14 protein-coding genes are annotated in these 17,188 nt (G+C 66.0%); 2 read left to right on the plus strand and 12 right to left on the minus strand.

Annotated features, from left to right (window positions below; all coding sequences use genetic code 11):
• The first annotated feature begins 608 nt into the window (after window positions 1-608).
• Window positions 609-779, plus strand: a complete 171-nt coding sequence (locus THSYN_RS34525) for a hypothetical protein (RefSeq protein ID WP_157818042.1) — start codon at window positions 609-611, stop codon at window positions 777-779.
• Window positions 780-946: 167 nt separating this feature from the next.
• On the opposite strand, the gene THSYN_RS30005 is transcribed toward THSYN_RS34525, so the two are convergent.
• From THSYN_RS30005 to THSYN_RS30030, 6 genes are all read right to left on the minus strand, one after another.
• Window positions 947-1,459 (minus strand): hypothetical protein, encoded by a 513-nt coding sequence (locus tag THSYN_RS30005; RefSeq protein WP_157818043.1) that lies wholly within the window; start codon window positions 1,457-1,459, stop codon window positions 947-949.
• A gap of 201 nt (window positions 1,460-1,660) precedes the next feature.
• On the minus strand, window positions 1,661-2,080 hold the full coding sequence (locus tag THSYN_RS30010; protein ID WP_100922769.1) for a c-type cytochrome: 420 nt from the start codon (window positions 2,078-2,080) through the stop codon (window positions 1,661-1,663).
• Window positions 2,077-3,654, minus strand: a complete 1,578-nt coding sequence (locus THSYN_RS30015) for a flavin monoamine oxidase family protein (protein WP_100922770.1) — start codon at window positions 3,652-3,654, stop codon at window positions 2,077-2,079. The genes THSYN_RS30010 and THSYN_RS30015 overlap by 4 nt, the downstream gene beginning before the upstream one ends.
• A 234-nt stretch (window positions 3,655-3,888) precedes the next feature.
• Complete coding sequence (locus tag THSYN_RS30020) at window positions 3,889-4,218, minus strand: integration host factor subunit alpha (RefSeq protein WP_100922771.1); 330 nt, start codon at window positions 4,216-4,218, stop codon at window positions 3,889-3,891.
• Window positions 4,219-4,281: 63 nt separating this feature from the next.
• Window positions 4,282-5,586 (minus strand): Y-family DNA polymerase, encoded by a 1,305-nt coding sequence (locus THSYN_RS30025; protein ID WP_236849035.1) that lies wholly within the window; start codon window positions 5,584-5,586, stop codon window positions 4,282-4,284.
• A 494-nt stretch (window positions 5,587-6,080) separates the two neighbouring features.
• Window positions 6,081-6,947, minus strand: coding sequence for a phosphodiester glycosidase family protein (locus THSYN_RS30030; RefSeq protein ID WP_157818044.1), 867 nt, complete (start codon window positions 6,945-6,947; stop codon window positions 6,081-6,083).
• A gap of 1,945 nt (window positions 6,948-8,892) precedes the next feature.
• Between THSYN_RS30030 and THSYN_RS30035 the strand changes: the two genes are divergently transcribed.
• A complete protein-coding gene (locus tag THSYN_RS30035; protein ID WP_100922773.1) occupies window positions 8,893-9,336 on the plus strand; it encodes a helix-turn-helix domain-containing protein in 444 nt (147 codons plus the stop codon).
• Window positions 9,337-9,366: 30 nt separating this feature from the next.
• Here THSYN_RS30035 and THSYN_RS34530 read toward each other — a convergent pair whose 3' ends face one another.
• The 6 genes from THSYN_RS34530 to THSYN_RS30055 all read right to left on the minus strand — a co-directional run bounded on the left by THSYN_RS34530 (window position 9,367) and on the right by THSYN_RS30055 (window position 17,168).
• Entirely contained in the window at window positions 9,367-9,528 is a 162-nt protein-coding gene (locus THSYN_RS34530; protein WP_157818045.1) for a hypothetical protein, read from the minus strand.
• A gap of 209 nt (window positions 9,529-9,737) precedes the next feature.
• On the minus strand, window positions 9,738-9,872 hold the full coding sequence (locus THSYN_RS36795; protein ID WP_257791274.1) for a hypothetical protein: 135 nt from the start codon (window positions 9,870-9,872) through the stop codon (window positions 9,738-9,740).
• Between the two features lie 11 nt (window positions 9,873-9,883).
• Window positions 9,884-10,243: a thioredoxin domain-containing protein gene (locus THSYN_RS36440; protein ID WP_236849036.1), complete on the minus strand. Its 360-nt coding sequence runs from the start codon at window positions 10,241-10,243 to the stop codon at window positions 9,884-9,886.
• The gene (locus THSYN_RS36445; RefSeq protein ID WP_236849037.1) at window positions 10,200-10,496 is read right to left on the minus strand and encodes a disulfide isomerase DsbC N-terminal domain-containing protein; all 297 of its coding nucleotides are present in this window, start codon (window positions 10,494-10,496) and stop codon (window positions 10,200-10,202) included. The genes THSYN_RS36440 and THSYN_RS36445 overlap by 44 nt, the downstream gene beginning before the upstream one ends.
• A 935-nt stretch (window positions 10,497-11,431) precedes the next feature.
• Entirely contained in the window at window positions 11,432-12,187 is a 756-nt protein-coding gene (locus tag THSYN_RS30050; protein ID WP_100922774.1) for a hypothetical protein, read from the minus strand.
• 1 nt (window position 12,188) lies between these two features.
• Complete coding sequence (locus THSYN_RS30055; protein WP_100922775.1) at window positions 12,189-17,168, minus strand: hypothetical protein; 4,980 nt, start codon at window positions 17,166-17,168, stop codon at window positions 12,189-12,191.
• Window positions 17,169-17,188: the final 20 nt, after the last annotated feature.

A 17,188-nucleotide genomic window follows, 5' to 3' on the forward strand; every position in this document is an offset into this window, starting at 1 on the left:
GCCAAAGCCACCCAGGGCGTAGGGTACGAGGGGGACCAGGCAGATGGCGACAGCCATCCACAAGGCGGTGTTGGTCTTGGAGCGCAGGGTCGCGTCACTCATGGCAGTAACCTCAAGTCAGATGGCTGGACCGTATCTCTGGTTCGTGTAGCAAGCTGGACAATGGCTTAGTGGTCGCTCCGGGAGGATCAGGACCCCGAAGCCTTGTCGCCTGCCTACGGTTCAAACTATAGGTTGCGCCAGCGGAAAGCTGAAATCGTTATTTCCTACCGTAACGATCAAGTATTGACGAGGCCAAACCGGACGCGGCGGTCTTGGCCGTACCGGATGCAGCGGCAGCCCACCGCGGGCCCCGCGGTGCCCAACCCCGGGCGAGGCCCTCACGCACCTGGTCAACCCGGCCTGGAGCACCAGCCCCCATCTGACCGTTCGCTGCCGGTAGGGCCGATTTTCAATCATGATTGAAAATCGGCCTGGAGCGCCCGACCCCCATCTGAGCGTTCGCTGACGATTCCACTCAGCTTGTGGCTAACCGCGCCGCCTTACGCTGTGCCCAAGGTCGCGATCAACCGCGGCCTTGTCACGCCACACAGCGTCAGGAGTCAGCGATGTACACCTACCCACTCCACTGCCAGAACCAGCGTACCGCCGCGAAGGCCCGCACCCCGCGGCCGTCCCAGTCGGCTGCCCGCCACAGCATCGAGCAAGACCTGAAGGTCGCCGACATGATCGCCCGCGCCATCAACGACAACTCGTCACAACTCTATCGCGGCGCCTGAACGTGCTCCCGCGACCGCTCGCGGCCGGCACCTCACCCAGTACGCGGGCCTACCACCGCACCGGACCAGCGGACGGAAATCATGCCGGCTTGCCGGAAGGACACAGTCGTATGCCGGACGTCGGCGCGGTTCGCGGCATCCGGTCTGTTGAGCGGCAGCAACCCGGATCAGTTCTCGTCGTAGTTCAATCCGCTCGTCCTCGTCTTGACGATCCGGCCCTTGATTTTGTCGATGGAGGTGTTGACCTCGAATCTGTCGGGTTCGGAGTCGAGGGAGGCGATCGTCCTCTTGCCGTCGAAGACCATCAACTTGACGTCCCGTATGCCGCAGAGCATTCCCATGCACTCGGTCACGGCATAGGTAATCCCACCCTTCCGGAAATAGAGAGAATATATCGTCGATCGAGGCGAGGGAGACTGCTCGTCGGCGAAGAAGAAGCCGTCACGTGGCGCAGTGTATTCCAGCTCGACCGCGCCCTGGCGGCCGAAGCGGTAGGAGATCTGGCCGAAGGGGGGGCTGGACCTGTCGGCGCACAGGGACAGGATCTTATCCCCGCTGAATCCCCCCTCCGTGGAGCCGACCAGACCGCTGAGGAGATCTGTCTCCCCCGGCAGGCAATGAGTCTGGGCCGAGGCGCTCGTCGAAGCCAGAAAGGCCGCAACCAGAAATAGTCTTCTCATATTTAACAACCCGAGACGTAATATGGCCCTGATCTTAGCGGCACCAAGGACCCCGGGCAAGCGGGTTTGCAGTCGATGAGGAATGGCAATTCCTGGCGCTCGTCTCCTGGCGCTCGTCGTGCGACCATCGGCCCTCTGCTGCCCATGGCCAGGACCGACGAGGGTTGCCGCGGCGCCGCTGATGGCGCCGCTCCCTTATGGCTAATGCGAAACCGGACAGTCCCCCGCCGCCGGTCGTAGCGGGGCCACCGCCTCGACGCTCAGCGGTGCCCCCTGGTGAGCGTTGGCGGCGGCGAGGTAGTTGGCGATGGCCGCGATCTCGGCGTCACTGGCAAAGGCGCAGAGCGGGTACATGTTGCCGGTCCCGTGCAGGGCCTTGACGGCGACATAGACGGCGCCGGCGGCGGCGATCTGGGGGTTACCGAAGAGGGCGGGATAGGGGCCGCCGCTCAGGGGCACGGGATCCTGCCCGTGGCAGCCGGCGCAAAATTCGGCGTACAACGCGGCCGCAGAGGGTTCAGCCGCCCCACCAAATCCCTCGAGGACGGCGGGTGCTTGCGGATCAGCACCCGCCGCGGCAGCGGCGACGAGCAGGATCGGAAGGATCAGCACGCCCTTCATGACCGTAGCTCCCACTGCTGTGCAAGCCGTTTCAGCCCCGCATGGGCCGACTGGACGGCCCCCTCCATCCACCCTGGTATCTGGCTGATGTGCTCCCCGGCGAAGATGACCCGCCGGTCGCCGGCGGCGATGCGCGGCAGGTCGCGGGCGCGGGCGTTAGCGGACCAGTTGCCGAAACAGCCGGCGCTGAACGGCGTGCGCGCCCAGGCGATCGACACGGCAGAAGCGAAGTCCGTCCCCGCCCCGGGGTGCAGGTATTGGAGGTCCGTCAGGGCCCGGCGCGCCCGCTCGGCGGGTGTCAGGGCGGCCAGGGGCAGCGAGTCGCGCACGCTGTAATAATGCGTCAGGACCCCGGTGGGGGCGCCCAGCCGGGCGCTCGGGTAGATGATCATGAGGTCCGGGTCGTCGAGGTAGGAATAGCCGCCGAAGACCTGTTCGTCCTGCTCCCAGAAGCGGCGCCGGAAGGCGAGCCCAACCTTGACCACCGGCTCATAGGGCAGGCCCGCGATGATGGGGCGCAGCGCCGGGTCGAAGTCGCTGTCGATGCGCGCGAGCACGATGAAGGGGATGGTGCAGACCGCCTGCTGCGCCCGCTCCTGGTGGACCTGGCCCGAGGCCGCGTCGCGCCAGTGGACCGTCACGCCCGCGGCGTCCTGGCGGATCCGCATCACCTCGGCGCCCTGGCGGATGGTCCCGGCCGGGAGCCGTGCGGCCACGGCCCGGGCCAGGCCGTCGATGCCGCCGGTGACCGTGAGGACTGGGGTCGGGTACTTGGCGCTGTCGACCCAGTCCGGGACGGCGCTCAGGGGTCCGTAGGACCAGATCTGGTCGGCCGGCAGCGGGGGCGCGGGCTCACCGGGTGCGTCGACCGCGCCCGGCGGGACCCGGTAGCCGCGGGCGGCAGTGCCGACATAGCGTCCGGCGGCGTTCAGTTCGCCGAAGCCTCGTGCCCAGGCAGCCAATTCCTTGTCTTCCAGACCCGGTGCAGTCCCGGCGGGCTCCAGCAGGGCCACCAGGCGCTGCATCGCATAGCCCAGTTCATCCCGATCCAGTTCACGGAAGCGCAGCCTCCGGCCGGTAAGCGGGTGCCCGGGCCGGCGGCGCAGCAGCCAGTTCTGGCCCAAAGGGCCGCTCTCGAACAACTCCACCGGCACACCGAGCGTGCGGACATAGGAGAGCACGCCCAGGTGATCCGGCTTGATGCGGTTCGCGGCCGGGTTCAGGTAGTCCCCCGGGGCGAAGTCGCAGACCTGTTCGGCCCCGCCGAACTCACTGATCCGATCCCCCCGGCGCAGCGTCCAGCAACGCCCGCCCACCCGCTCGCGCGCCTCCAGCACCCGCACCCGGCAGCCGGCCTGGTGCAGTTCATAGGCGCTGACCAGCCCCGCGATCCCGGCCCCCAGGATCAGGACTTCCCGCCCCCGGGCGCTGCCCGCCGGCAGGATGGCAGCGGGCGACCCCGTCCCCTCACTCGCCTCCAGGCGCCCGGGCCACCGTGTCCCCGCCAATAACGCGGCCGCGATCAGCAGCTTCCGCCGGCCACGATTGAGCCCTTCACCGTCATCGTTCTTCATCTGTCGCCGCCCTCCGACCGCGTCCGTTGAAGATGGCCTCACCTGCGTCTAACCAGTTCATAAAACCCCGACCAGCGCAATGCGTCGAACGATAACAAATAGTTGTAGCGTGGGACGACGCACCGGGGGCGGCGGCAGCGGCGGCCAACCAGGCACGCCGCCGGCGCGGCAGCGACCTCGGCGCGTACCGGCGACCCACGCCGACCGGATAACGCGTTTTCAGGCGTCGGCGGGTTATTCGCTTGGCTCCGCACCAGTGGCGCTCGGCGGCACGGGTGCCGTATAGGCTTCCACCCGTGCTTTGAGCTTCTGGCCCGGATGGAAGGTTACGACGCGGCGCGCGGAGATCGGGATCTCCTCTCCGGTCTTCGGATTGCGTCCCGGGCGCTCTTTCTTCTCGCGCAGTTCAAAGTTCCCGAAGCCGGACAGCTTGACCTCATCGCCACGCTCCAGGGACTTGCGAGTCTCCTCGAAAAAACTCTCGACGATATCTTTGGCCTCACGTTTGTTGAGCCCGAGTTCGTCGAACAGGTGTTCTGCCAAATCGGCTTTGGTCAAGGCCATCCCGTCACTCCCGTCATCGTCACGAAAAATGGACTCACGTCGGGCCCCGACAGGTCCCCCCGCTCACGCTGCTATCAAATCGGCAAGTATCTGATAATAAGCGCGTAAAATCAATTGTAAAAGGAGGTTACCAGGGGGGCTCTGCGGCGGCGGGTGCGGGCCGGCGGTCGGGTCCCACGGGTTGGCGATGAACAGCCCCCGGCGCAGGGCGTCGGCGCCAAAGCGAGCATGGATACGCGCCACCGTCACCGTAAGACGCCGCTCCCGGTCGTTATCTGTGGGGCGCGCGGCGCCGCCGTCGAACCGGTCCGGCTGGACCGGCTCCGGGGGCCCAGCGCGGCGATCCCCAGACCGATCAAGCGCACCGGCTTCCCCTGCCAGCGCCCGGCCGCAGAGGGCGACCAGGCGGCGGACAACAGGGTGCGGGGCGTCGCTGCGCCGATCGAGGCGTCGTTGACGGGTCTGGGTCTCGAAGCCGCGGAAGCGAATCTTCAGCGTCACGGTGTGCCCTGCGAGCCCCGCCTGCCGGGCCGCGGCGGCGACCTCGGCCGCCAGGGCGCGCAGGGTGTCGTGCAGCACTCCAGGATCGGTGACGTCGACGCCGAAGGTGGTCTTCTTGGATAGGGAATGGCGGGCGGCGCGCTCACCGACCCGGTCGGAGGCGAGGCCCGCGCCTGCTGGTAGAGGCTGGTGGCGACGCGGGCCCCAACTGGGCCTGGAGTTGCGCGAGCGACCAGCTGCGTAGGTCCGCGACCATGCGTAGTCCCAGCCGCGTGAGCCGGGGCAGGGTCCGATGGCCGCCCCCCCGCACAGGACGCCGACCGGTTGTCCGCCCAGAAAGTCCAGCACCTGCTCCTGGGGCACCACGATCAGGCCGTTTGGCTTGCCGAAGTCGGAGGCGATCTTGGCCACCAGCCGATGCGGGGCGATCCCGACCGAGGCGGTCAGTCCGACCGCGGCGCGGATCGCTTCCTTGATCCGCCGGCCGATGGTCTGCGGCGGACCGATCAGGTGTTCGAGCCCGCTCACATCGAGAAAGGCCTCGTCGATGGAGATCGGTTCCACCACCGGGGCACCGGCGACCATGACCGCGCGAATCTGCTGGGCGACCTCCAAGTAATGCCCCATGCGCGGGCGCAGGTAGACCGCGTCGGGACAGCGCCGGTGGGCCTCGTTGATGGGCATGGCCGAGTGGATGCCGAAGCGCCGCGCCTCGTAGGAGCAGGTGGCCACCGCCCCGCGTCCGCCGGACTGGGCGCCGACCACCACCGGGCGTCCCCACAGGGCTGGGGCATCGCGCTGCTCGGCCGCGGCGTAGAAGGCGTCCATGTCCAGGTGCATGACCCAACGTGGGGGGCCGGTGTTCATGATCCGGACACTCGACAAGGTCAACGAAACCTGAGGTTAGCACGGGCGTCGGCAGGCCCGGGGCGGCGCCCCACTCGCAAACGAGAGGTTTTCGCGAGGCGGTGCGTGCGTTAGGTGTTGTTGGTTCGGCAACCCGATGAAAGAAATGAGAAACCCTGCTAGAACCGCTCCAGAAGGGCTGTATGGCGTTCGGCGAGGGCAAGCGGGGTGGATCAGCCGTTGCCGCGTGAGACGGGTCAGAGGGCGATTGCGCAGGGCGATGGCCCGTGCTGACGCTGGGCGTGCGGCATTTTCCGTTTCGTCAGGGGACGCCTTGCACGACGGCGCGGTCCACGTCGCCGCCGCGGCGCGACGGCCTCCAGAGCCTCGGTGTGGTGGACGTGCGCGGGGCTTCTGGGAGCGCTCCAGCGATCACTTGGTGGCGGGCCGGAGGTTCCTGGACGTGGCCGCGAACGCCGCAGTGTGGGCGAACTCAACCGCCGCCACGGTGACCATCAGCGCCGGTCGGCGCGTGCTGCGGTAATGCCGAGGACGTTCGCGACGGGGCGTTCCTGACCGTCGCTGGGCTGGTTGAGCACGCGCCAGCGCCGCGTGGCCGGGTCGCGCAGCACCATGACCGTGCTGCCACCGCCGTCGAGGTTGATGGCGCTCTGGCAGCCCAAGCGGATCATCTCGCTCGCCAGTTCGCCGTAACTCATCCCGCTCGACCCACCCTGGCGGCCGTCGACCACCAGGATCACCAAGCGCGTGCGCTGGCCGTTGAGTCCGAGCACGGTACGCGGATGCTTATCCTGGTTCTGGTGCGCGACGATGTTCCCGCGCTCAACGAGCATGACGTTGCCGGCGACGATCGCCCGGGCGTTGGCCGGCGGTTTGGCGACCCGCTCGATCGCAACCCGGCCCGTGGCGCGCACGACCAAACTGGGTCGCGGCCGGTCACCGATCGACCAGGCCCTGCCGCCACTGACCGCCGGTCCGACCACGTTGGCCCACACGCCAGGCTGGTACACAGGCGCCGCCGTAGCCGTCGGCGGCTTGCGAATACTGAAGAAATCGCCGTTCACCGCCAAGTCGAACCCGTCGCGGGCCGCAACCGCCGTCGGGGTCATCAGCGTGGTTTCCCACGCGCCCGGCCCGTCCGGGTCAGGACCTCCCGGTGAGACGCGGATCCGCAGCCGCGGGTTGGTCACATCCACTTCGGCAACGAACAGACGCAGCGGCGGAGACTGACGCGTTTCCTGATGATAACGCACGCCGGGAAACGGCTGTTCAGCCGGAAACACGGCCAGCAACGGCGCGCTCCAGAGCGCCAGCAAGAGGCTGCTGACGAAGAGGGTCGCCGGGCGCGTGATGGTCATCATCCAGGTCTGCCCGAGCGTCTGCGCGGCAGGGTGCTGGCCGCACGTCCCCGGGTTTGGGCGCGGAACCCGGGCGAAGGTAGACGGCCAGCGTGTGCGGCGGCGCCAGGTTCTTGAGGCCGCACCCGAGGTGGGCGAGGACGCGCCGCTCGTCGCCGGGCTCCCGGCGTTTTCTCCCCCGGCGCGTCCACCAGCACCTGCTGCAAGCGTATGGCCATCGGCGATCCTCCTGAAGACCGACTGTTCGGCCAGTTTGACCTTTTCGAGGGGCTGGGCCACAACAGCCATCCAGGGGCCGATCTGGTAACTGACTGCCGGGCCGACCACCGCGCGTTGCTCGGCATGCTCACCCGAACCCGGTAGCGCCACGGGACCGGCCGCGGGCAGTGACGCTCACGCCCACGGCGCCGTGGTCCTCGGGATCGAAGGGCCGCGTGCTGGAGGGTGGCGCGGTCACCGAGGGGCGATCGGGGAACAGCGGGGGCGGCGGGTCCAGGTCGAAAAGCTCCAGCGCACGGCCGTCATGGGAACGCCTGCGTAGCTTACACGACCGGGTAGCCTGGTGGTACGGGGGCCAGGTGGCGAACCCTTCGTGGGCGTCTCCCCTCTTAAATCTCAAAAAAATCAGTTTCGCGCGGCCACTGCCGCGGTACTAATTCTTAAGTACTAAAAGAGTACTAAGAAGTACTAGGGGCCGCCAGCGGTCCATTTTTTGCTTTTATAACCAATTACTTGCACTACCTTTCGGCCGGCATTCGCACCCTCAGAACCCGGTCCTCGCGCCCTCGAAACACGGTGCCCGCACCCTGAAAGCACGGGGGCTCGCACCCGTGGAACCCGGTGCTCGCACCCTCAGGACCCGGTGGTCCTGTGGATAAGTGTGGATAACTTGCGCGCGCTTCGCACCCTCAAGACCCGGTGCTTTGCGCACGCCGGCAGGGCTCGCCAGCGCGCACCAAGACGCTGCTTTCGCTGAGGGACATCACACATGCTGTTGGTCGGCATTGACGCCCTCGACCACGCGCGCGGCGTGGGCCGCGCTGGCTGGGGTTATCTTGCCGGGCGGGGCGGGGCCGGAACGCCGGCGACATGAGCACGTTCTGGGGTCGGCGCAATGACGCAGCGCCCGGTAGGGTGCGCATCGACGGCAGCCATCACGACTTTCCTGGAAACACAATGTGCAGAACGAACGGCGTGGAGCGCCCCGTTCCGTCGATAAGAAACGAGGTGATAAACCCCTCTTGCTGCATAATCATTAACTGCTTGGTAGCGTGTCCTCGTCGTAAATATTGAGCGCTGGTCCGGAACGATAGACGCCACCGCCATCCCATGACGACCGCAACTTCACCCATCCGCGTTTGAACATTTCAATCGCGGTTTCGCGCGTGACCGGGGGGAACAGTGGGAGCCGCGTGAGCGTGGTGGGATATTCGGACGTTGCGCACAGCGCAGTCTGTTCCAGCCCCCGCTGACGGGCGACGGTATCCAGCGCTTCAGCCGCGGCCGCCACGCGGGCTTGGTTGGCATGACCATTGAGATGTCGCTTGGCAGGAGTCGCTGACTCCGCGGGTGCGGCAGCTGCTGTCCCGCCGGTCTCTGCATCAGCTTGCGTTCGCTCGGCCTGTTGTTCGCCGTCGTGCGCTAAGCATTTTTGGATATCTGGGCGCCGTGCTTGCCGGGGCAGCGCGGGCGTGGGGCGTGCGGGCGCACGGTTCGGTCCAGCCCGCTCCCGTGCGCGCTGCTCCAGTTGCGCCAAGCGCTGCGTCAGCGTGCTCGTCGGTCATCATTTCCTCGTTTGCTGCAAGCCCCCGGCGGGGGTTGGTCGTGGTTGCCCGAACTCTTGATATCATGCATACTCCAAACTACTTTCAGATATTTTCTGAGGTCAGACAGTGCGCTCACTGCCCCGTGAATATTTTTACTGGCCGTTAGCGTTCAGGCTGGGCAGATGAACGAAGACAACGTCGTGGTGTTAAATGGTGACCGCTTGAAGCAGGCGCGCAGCACTGCTGGTTTGAACCAAGCCGAGTTGGGTCAGCGGTGCGGGGTGAGCCAGTCCCACATCAGCGGCATGGAGCGCAGCGTGCGCGCGCCGTCGATCGAGCTGCTCGACACGCTGTCGCAGGCCTTGGGCGTCAGCGCCCATTGGCTGATGGGAGGCGACAGCGACGACACGCTGGCGACCACGGAGATCGGTCGTGAGCACATCTTGGCGGAGCGCAAGACGCCGGTCGGCCTGGCGAGCCTGGCCGGGGACGAATGTCTGTGCGAGCATTTGCACATCCGCTCAATCGAGTGGCGGGCGTTGCGCTCGTTGCAGCCGCCCAATGGGCTGAACAAAGAGGGATATTTGGTGGTACTGCTCGCGTTACGCGGCCACCGGGCCACGTAACGTCGGTGTGTTGTTGGCTGACCCTCCTGGTCACGCAGCGGTTGGGCGCAATGGGCTGGTGGACGACACCCGCTTCGGGGCGAACTCCGCCGGACGCTGATCCGGTCCGGCGACCAGCGGGCCTGGGGGTTGGGGGGTGGCGCAGCCGACGGCGACCAAGGCCACTGCCACGATGATCCCGAAGTGCTTCATAAGAAGGGCTCGCTGTTGGTCGTGGTGGTGATCGTGCGTGGACGGCGTTCCGACGCGGGCGGTGGTCCGGCCCCGTCCGTCAGGCGGTAGATTTCCGAGGTGGGCAAACACAGCGGCCGACTGGGAAAGCCAGAAGGTCGCGTTGTCGCTGGCGCAGCCGGCCAGTGCCACCACAGTGAGTCCCAGCAGCCACCACGGTCCGGCGTTGCTCACTGTCCCTTCTCCCCGCTGCCAGGCGTGCCGGTCGTGGGGGCGGCGAGCCACCCCGCCAGGTCAGCGGGGCGGCCCTGGTGGATACGACCGTCCGGCGCGATCACGAAGGGGGTCCCCCGCACCCCGAACATTTGTGCCGTGATCAGGGTGCGCTGCGCCGTCGGCTGTCCGCAGGTGCTGGTCGCTGGCGGCACGTTGGCGCGGTGTTCCAGCAGTGCCGTGAGGGCAGCGGCACGGTCGGTCGTGGCCAGGCAGTGCAAGCCAGGACCCCGGGCTGGGAGTCCTCGGCGATGGGCAAGGGGATCAAGCGGAAGCGATAGCGGTCCGTCAGCGACGCCAAATCCTTGAAGAAGGCGGCGCAGTGGGGGCATTGCGGGTCGACGAAGGCCACGACCTCAGGACCCGTGCCGAGGTCGAGCGCACCCAGGTCGGCGACGTCGAGCTTCAGGTGCTTCAGATCAATGCGCCCGGCCAGTTCCTCGGCCTGGGTGAGCGAGGTCAAGGCCACGCCGTGCCATAAGGTCGTAGGCTTTGCCCCGGACCACGTAGCGCCCGGTGTCGGAGATGAACAGGAGTTGCCCGTCGGTGGTCTCGACAGCCTGGAGACCGCCCACGGGCAGCCGGGCCATGCGACGGATCGCCGTATCGCTGCTGCCCAGGATCGTGCCCAAGGTGGCAGCGGGCTCGGCCCAGAGGGCGTGGGGCGGCGCGGCGAGTGCCGCGGCGAGAAGCCCTGAAAACCTGGAAAAGCGCATTGACGGAGACCCGGACCGGCTGTGAAGGTGCCGTCAGGGTGCCCGATCAGGGGGGAGGGGCGTGAGCGCTGAAGGTTCGGTTTTCTGGGGGGAATGCGGGAAACGCAGGTGCAGCCGCCAACCCGAACGCCCGGGGCCATTGAGACAAGTCTCCTTTGTAGGGTTGGGACTGGGTCCCGCGAACCAAAGGGCTGAATCTTCAGCCCGGCTCCCCGAGGTGGGACCGGGTCGCCTGCGAAGCGCGCGACAGTGAGCGACACAAGACGCCTGCGGGCCGTGGGGATAACGTGCAGCTGGGTTATTCCCAGCCGAGAGATGGTTCTTGGTTGACCGGTACCGACCCATTGCGGACATAGTCCGATTGCGGATGGCGGTCTGCTATGAGGTACAGATCAACCAATCTATGCCCCGAACCGGCGAGCCCAGTCTCCCCGGTCTCACCTCGACGGCGGCTCGCGCGTTCGCTCGAGGCTGCGATCGAGCCCGACTGGATTGCCGCGTGCCAGCCAGGTGTGCTGCCGCCACCCCTCTACCTCGGCCCTGGGATCTTCGTGTTCGCCCGTTCGGCGAGCAAGTGGGCGCAGGTCGCACAAGTGTTGGAAGTGTTGGTCGCCGATTCAGCAGCTGCTGCGAGCGCCTGTCTGCCATATCAGTTGACGGGCTACCCACTCGCAGTTAACGGGACCGCGCCCGGCTGCGACAGGCATTCTGAATCGGGCAGCCTCAGGCTCGGCGCGGAGATTCCCTCACATCGCGTTTTGATCCTGCGGGCGTTGTGGGAACGAAGCGTCGCCGGAAGTCCGCGAAGGACTGCGTCAGACCGACCGACACCTGGCATGATCCCGGATCAACCACGGTTGGCGGGCCTGGAGGGGGCGGTGTTGCACGCAGGAAAGATTGCTGCCGACACTCATGATCTCAAGTCGCCGCGACGGTCAAGGCGCAATCCGCTCAACCCAGGCTCGGTTTGCATCATCCGGGACATGGGCCAGGGCCCAGGCCGCGAAATTGAACGCCGTGCCCGCGAAGGTCTGCGCGCTGACCGGGTAAAGGTAGGTGGTCACCGCGTCGTGAAAGTCGGCCTGGCCGGCAAACGACCGCCAGTTGCGATAACCGGCCGCGCGATGGTCAAACATGGCCTGAACGACGATGCGCCTCAAGGTCGGATGCATGATCCCATAGAACGAATTCCAACGGTCCTGCGAGCGTAGCCACTGCCACTCCCAAGCAATCGCGAGCGCCTCTTCGTGCCAACGGTCGAAAGAGCCGCCGAGCAGACGCCGGCAGAAATCACAAACGTAATGGAATCGCTCGTGTTGATAGACGGACTGAACCAGCAGCTGCAGGACGCGCTCAGCATCCCCGGTGGTCACAAAGGGAAACCGCCCTTGGGCCAGCCGAATCAGGCTTTTCCAGTAAGCCTCGATATTCCCGCGGTAAAGCGTAATGACGCCGGGGCTGGTCATCCATTGGTAGGTGCCCAGCCGCGTCAGCGGCGGCGAATGCTCGGGAAAGGATTCGCTACTGTCAGGGACTCGATCGCGAAAGAGTTCGAGGTCTGGTGCGTCATCAAAAATGCCTGGTGGCAGCAGGCCATCATTCGGAGGCTCGTCGATTGGCATCGATACGTCCCGCCGCCGTTGCGGAGCATCGGCGAGGATTTGTGTGATGAGGGCATCTGCGATCGACATATTACTGCTTGTCGCTGCGGCGATTTAACCGCAGCAAGAGTCCATCTGGCGTCATCCCCTTGGCCAACAACTCGCCAAGGACCTGGTCGGGATGCTTGATGAGGTCGTCGACCATAGAGGTGAGGTCGACCGCCTGGCCATCGGGCTTGACGGCGATGAGCTTCCAATCCCCTTGGTAACGAGCATCGTCAGGTACATCGGGGCATGCCTGACGCACGCGGCTCGCGACCTTGCGCTCGTTGTTTGACAGGTGGATGTAGACCACACCATCACCGGCCGGCAGCCCCTTGGTCTCGTAGCGGACGGCAACGGGTTTGCCAGCCTTCTCCTCCAGTCCCAGGAAGTCGAAGCCGGCGTTGCCCCAGATGCGCGACACATGCAGGGCCTTCTGGAGAGATTCCGGGCCGCGTTCGTCCATCCAGCTCAAACGCGCTTCCTCGATCGCCTTCCGGGTCTTACCGGACCCCGGCGCGGCGGCCTTCAAGACTTCCCAGGCATTCTGGAGGCGCTCCTCCCCGGCGTCTTGGGCGCGTTGCAGGACCTCATGCGTCTTAACTGCGATGTATGGCAATACGGCCTGCTCCGCCTCGTCGCCAATGGCCGATCGGATAGCGTTGGCCTGATCGCGTTCGTCGCCGGTCGCGGGCGCCATTTCCACCTGGGATGGAGCCGTGAGTGACACACTGGGTGCGCTCCAGCCCAGAACCGTCATCGCTAGCAAATCGGTCACCGGCTTATACCTGGGGGCGAAGTTGCGCAAGGTCTCTTCGATCCGATTCTTCGCAATGTCGTCGGTGAGATCGGTCACACCGGCCAACTCATGGCGAAGCCATTGCGCGGCCGCCTCGTGACAAGCCATCTTCATGAGCCCGAAGGCGTTCTGCTTGAGCCAGTCCTGGCGCCGCGTGTGTAGCTCTTGAAGTTGTTCGTCGGGATGCCCGTGCCCGCGTCTCTGGTGGAGTGCGTAGGCATCGAGTCGGCGTCCCCAACCGTCATCTAGCCAACCCTTCCAGGCAAATTCATTTTCCGCCTCCACCGTCGCGACCGGCCGGAAAGGACGCTCGCGATCGGTCCAAGGCGCGTGATCAAGAGCCTCGGCGATCGGGTGCACCTTGGTATCAGGTGGCCAGCACTCGCCATCAAGCGGACGCAAGTCATCTCCGCGAAGCCGCTGGAGCCGGTCGAACGGGGTATCCTCGCGGCTCAGCCGTGCACCGGCCCCGGCGAGGGCAGCCGCGACACGCTCACGGAAACCGCGCTGCTCATCGTCGGTCAATGGATCAAGAATCACCCTGTACCCGTCGACCAAGGCACTGGCACCCTCGTGTTCCAGCAGGCGTCGCCAATCCGCCCCGGTGGTTCCTTCCGGTTGACCCAGGGTCCCCAAGGCATACGCGAACAGCGGGCCAAGACTCCTATTCCCAAGCAACAGGTCAGCCACCGCGTTGCCGAAGTCCGCCAATCGCGGCGGCGTGCCATCGGCCTTAGTGTCGAAGAGGATCTGACCTGTCTCCCGATCCTCATCGTCGGAACGCCCGCCTGGCGCCGTGAGCAGCAGGACGTGCCCCTCGCTGCCCTTGAGGAACTCCGCGGGTCGACGCACGGGACCCTCCAGAGCGATCTCGATCCAGGCGTCCTCGACATGCACCAGCCGCCCGGCCGATGCATTGCCCCAACGCTTGCGCACCGCTGTCGCGTCTGGCGTCATGATCCTGGACGCCTGGGCGAGGGCCAACAATCCCGGTAATGCCTCAGAGATACGCTGCGCCAGCTCGCGAGCCATCGAATCGTCTTGCCGCCGGTTCTCGGCGCCCTTGACATGCTCCTTGGCGAGCACCGCGCGTCGCCCAAGCTGTGCATGACGCGAGAGTACGCTCGACCCAAGCGTGATGCTCGCCAACGCCAGGTCGGGAAAGAACCTGCGCACGATTTCCTGCTGTGCGTTGTCCTGCGCGATCCAGGCATCCACGTCTGGATCATCCACCCAGCGGACCCGCCGGGCATTAAGCGGTACGTCGCGCCTTCCCGAGGCATCATGGACGGGTATCGGCGGATGTGGGAGGTCGGCTGGTGGTTGATGCATGAGCGCCTCGATCGCCTCCTGCGCCACGTCCAGGAGGTTGCGCAATCGATCGGGCGGTAGCGCGAAAGGCTCAGGATAGCTGTCACAAAGCGTCTTCAGGATCTCGCATGCGGCTTGGCCGTTTTGGTTTCGCAGATGCTCCGAGCTGAGCGCCGGTAAGGCGCCGAGCGCTTCAAGGAGTAGACGGGTTGGCTCGCCAGCGTGACCGCCAAGGCGGTAGGTTACGACCGCGCGCCGGTCCTTCCCTGGCTGTTGCGTGACAACCTGCGCGGGGCGGACGGCGCGCGCGCCTTGTATACCTTCCGGCGCGATGACCCACTGGGCCTGGCCCACCGGTACCCATGCCAGGCCCCGCAGTGTATTCGTGATGGCCGTGGAGGACTTCGTGTTGCCATCCGCCGGTCGATTTTCGCACTCGATCAGCCTGGCGAACGCGCCCTGCGACCAGGCATCGCGGAGCGCGGACGCAAGCCGCGTGGGGTCTTGGCGCGTCGACTCATCGGTCGCCAGGCTGACTTGGCCGATCTCGTCGTTACCAGGCGCGCACAACTGGGGCGGAAGCTCCCGCGGCACGATGAGTCCGTCGCTGCCCTTCTCCACCAGCAGGACGGGCGGCACCCCGCTTGGCGGTTTCGGGGCTACGCCCAGATAGTCGAGAAACGCTTCGACATCCACACCCCCTTCCGCGGGCAACCCCATGGTCTCGATATGCACCTGTCCGCGATGCAGTTGACGCGCGGGCGCCCACAGACTCTCGGTCATAGGCAGGAACAGTGTTGCGAGCGCGCGTCCCGCGGCGCGGACCGGATCCGAGTGGCCGAGCGACGGGTCCGCGCGCCACGCCAGTCCGAAGCTCTCGGGCTGCTTTGATGGAGCGTGGCTGGTGCCGAGTTCCATTGTGAAAAGGTCGGCCGCGAGCCGGATCAACTCTTGCTGCTGTCTGACTGCCTCACTCTTATCCGGGTCGAGTGCGGATACGCCGCTGAACTTCCCGATATCGTTCGGTAGCTGCCGGAGCTCCGCAAGCACCTCCCAGCGACCGAAGTCCACTACTCCGGTGGGTCTGGACTCGGATTGACCAAATGGGCCGAGTGGAAACGCCGTGATGGCCCGCTTGTTCTTGAGCAGCGCGGTGGGCAGAATAATGACTCGCTGTTCGGTTCGACGCAGGAAGACTCGGAAGGCGGATCGCACTTGCGAACCTTTCTGCACTTGCGAACCTTTCTCCAAGCGGTCGGGGAGCGGGACGGCCGGTACCAGCGCGCTTGACCCCAACCCGATCGACTCGGTCAATGGCAGGCACGGCACCTCGGCCTCCCGCAATGCCTGGCAGAGCGCACTCGCTGCCTGCTGCCAGGTCGGGGTGTGACGACGGCATCCGGTCAGCCGATCCAGCCATGCCGCGGAAGCATCCCAGAATTCCTGAAATACCCCACAGGGAAGCAACCCCTGACGATTTTTGCCCAATGCCTCTGGATGAATGAAAAACGCCTGGGCCAGCTCGGCCCATCGGGTATGGCACTCGGTCTTCCAGGGCTGATGGTCGCGATCGAAGAGCAGGACACCGAGCTCACCGACCAATGCCCCGAAGCCCTGTTCACGGGGAGTGAGGAGAAACCACAGGTCATCGCGAAAGCCCAGCGACGGCATGCCGTCGGCAGGGCACGAGCGGATAATTTTCCAGGGTCTCTGCGCTGCGGCATGATTCTGTGCACCCAGGCAGGTCAGTGCTGCCCATAGCTGGAGGTCGGCAGCGGCCTCGATCAGTTTATGGTTGTAACGACCCACTACGTTTTCGCCCAGGTCCATGCTTGTGCGATCGGCCTTGACCTGGAAGTCGCCGTGCAAGTCCACGGCGAAGTCCGATTTCAGAAGCGTTGGGAGGTAATTGAACACCGGCGTCTGGCCGGCTATACGTTCAATAGACGCCTCATCGGCGGTCCCGCTGCGGTCGGGCCGCGGGGGCCAGGCCAATGCGACACCCGGTTCAGCGATCGGATGCTCGGCCAATTTGGCGAGCGGCGCCAAGGCGGGTGAGCGCCAGTGCACCACCGACCAGTCTTGCCGGTCGCCCATCACGGGCCACGTACGCAAGACGCAGCGTTCTTTCCCGGGCAGTTGGATAGACACCATGATCGACCGGCGTTCGGGCCGCAACCCGACGAAGTGCAAACGCGCTCCCATCAACTCCGCGAGATGGCTCTCCACGTCCTTGCGAACCCCCGGGCGGAGCGGCACGACCACGGCGGTAACGAGGATGTCGGACATCGGTGCCTTGGCCAAGGCCTCCGGCGGTCCCTCCGCGAATAGCGGTAATGGTAAGGCGAAGCTCGCGCGCTCGGTATCGTCCAGGTTGGCAACGATCGGTGGGGTAGCGTTGCCCCAGCATTGCTCGACCGCCCGCCGGGCCGGCGCATACGCCTGCGCGCGCTCCAGCCAGAGGCTTCTGCCTGCCGGCCAGTGCATCTCCACTCCCCACCAACCAGCACCGTCGCGACATCGGCTCCAGACCTGGACGCGTTCAGCGACGCCGAATACCGAGCGAAAGCCAATCCCCTTGTTGCCCATCGATTCGTCCGCGGATTTGTTGGACGAGTGCAGCGACAGCAGTGCGTTGAGATCGGCGCGCCGCTCGCGCGAAGGCGGGGCCTCATAATCGAAGTCCGGGTCGAGCGTGACCGCAGCCCCATCGTTGGCAACGACCAGCGAGGCACCCGCGTCGGCTTCGTCGAGCAGCGCCACCCAGATGTGCTCCTTGGCGCGATCGAGCGCGTTCTGCAGGAGTTCGAACGCAACCCGCCCCGAATATTGCAGCTTAACCGATGCCTCAGAATTCCGCAGCACCTGGGCCTGCTCGCCCCGAGTCTTGCCGTAGCTCTCGAGGTGCTTCTGGAACACGGTTACCACCTCGGCGTGGG

It is taken from the genome of Candidatus Thiodictyon syntrophicum, assembly GCF_002813775.1.
In the GTDB taxonomy this organism is placed as follows: Bacteria; Pseudomonadota; Gammaproteobacteria; order Chromatiales; family Chromatiaceae; genus Thiodictyon; species Thiodictyon syntrophicum.

Coding starts and splice junctions, on each gene's coding strand:
- THSYN_RS34525 (WP_157818042.1), top strand. CDS start 609: ATGTACACCTACCCACTCCACTGCCAGAACCAGCGTACCGCCGCGAAG.
- THSYN_RS30025 (WP_236849035.1), bottom strand. CDS start 5,586: ATGAACACCGGCCCCCCACGTTGGGTCATGCACCTGGACATGGACGCC.
- THSYN_RS36445 (WP_236849037.1), bottom strand. CDS start 10,496: ATGCGCTTTTCCAGGTTTTCAGGGCTTCTCGCCGCGGCACTCGCCGCG.
- THSYN_RS30020 (WP_100922771.1), bottom strand. CDS start 4,218: ATGGCCTTGACCAAAGCCGATTTGGCAGAACACCTGTTCGACGAACTC.
- THSYN_RS30030 (WP_157818044.1), bottom strand. CDS start 6,947: ATGATGACCATCACGCGCCCGGCGACCCTCTTCGTCAGCAGCCTCTTG.
- THSYN_RS36795 (WP_257791274.1), bottom strand. CDS start 9,872: ATGTTCGGGGTGCGGGGGACCCCCTTCGTGATCGCGCCGGACGGTCGT.
- THSYN_RS30015 (WP_100922770.1), bottom strand. CDS start 3,654: ATGAAGAACGATGACGGTGAAGGGCTCAATCGTGGCCGGCGGAAGCTG.
- THSYN_RS30035 (WP_100922773.1), top strand. CDS start 8,893: ATGAACGAAGACAACGTCGTGGTGTTAAATGGTGACCGCTTGAAGCAG.
- THSYN_RS30005 (WP_157818043.1), bottom strand. CDS start 1,459: ATGAGAAGACTATTTCTGGTTGCGGCCTTTCTGGCTTCGACGAGCGCC.
- THSYN_RS30010 (WP_100922769.1), bottom strand. CDS start 2,080: ATGAAGGGCGTGCTGATCCTTCCGATCCTGCTCGTCGCCGCTGCCGCG.
- THSYN_RS34530 (WP_157818045.1), bottom strand. CDS start 9,528: ATGAAGCACTTCGGGATCATCGTGGCAGTGGCCTTGGTCGCCGTCGGC.
- THSYN_RS30050 (WP_100922774.1), bottom strand. CDS start 12,187: ATGTCGATCGCAGATGCCCTCATCACACAAATCCTCGCCGATGCTCCG.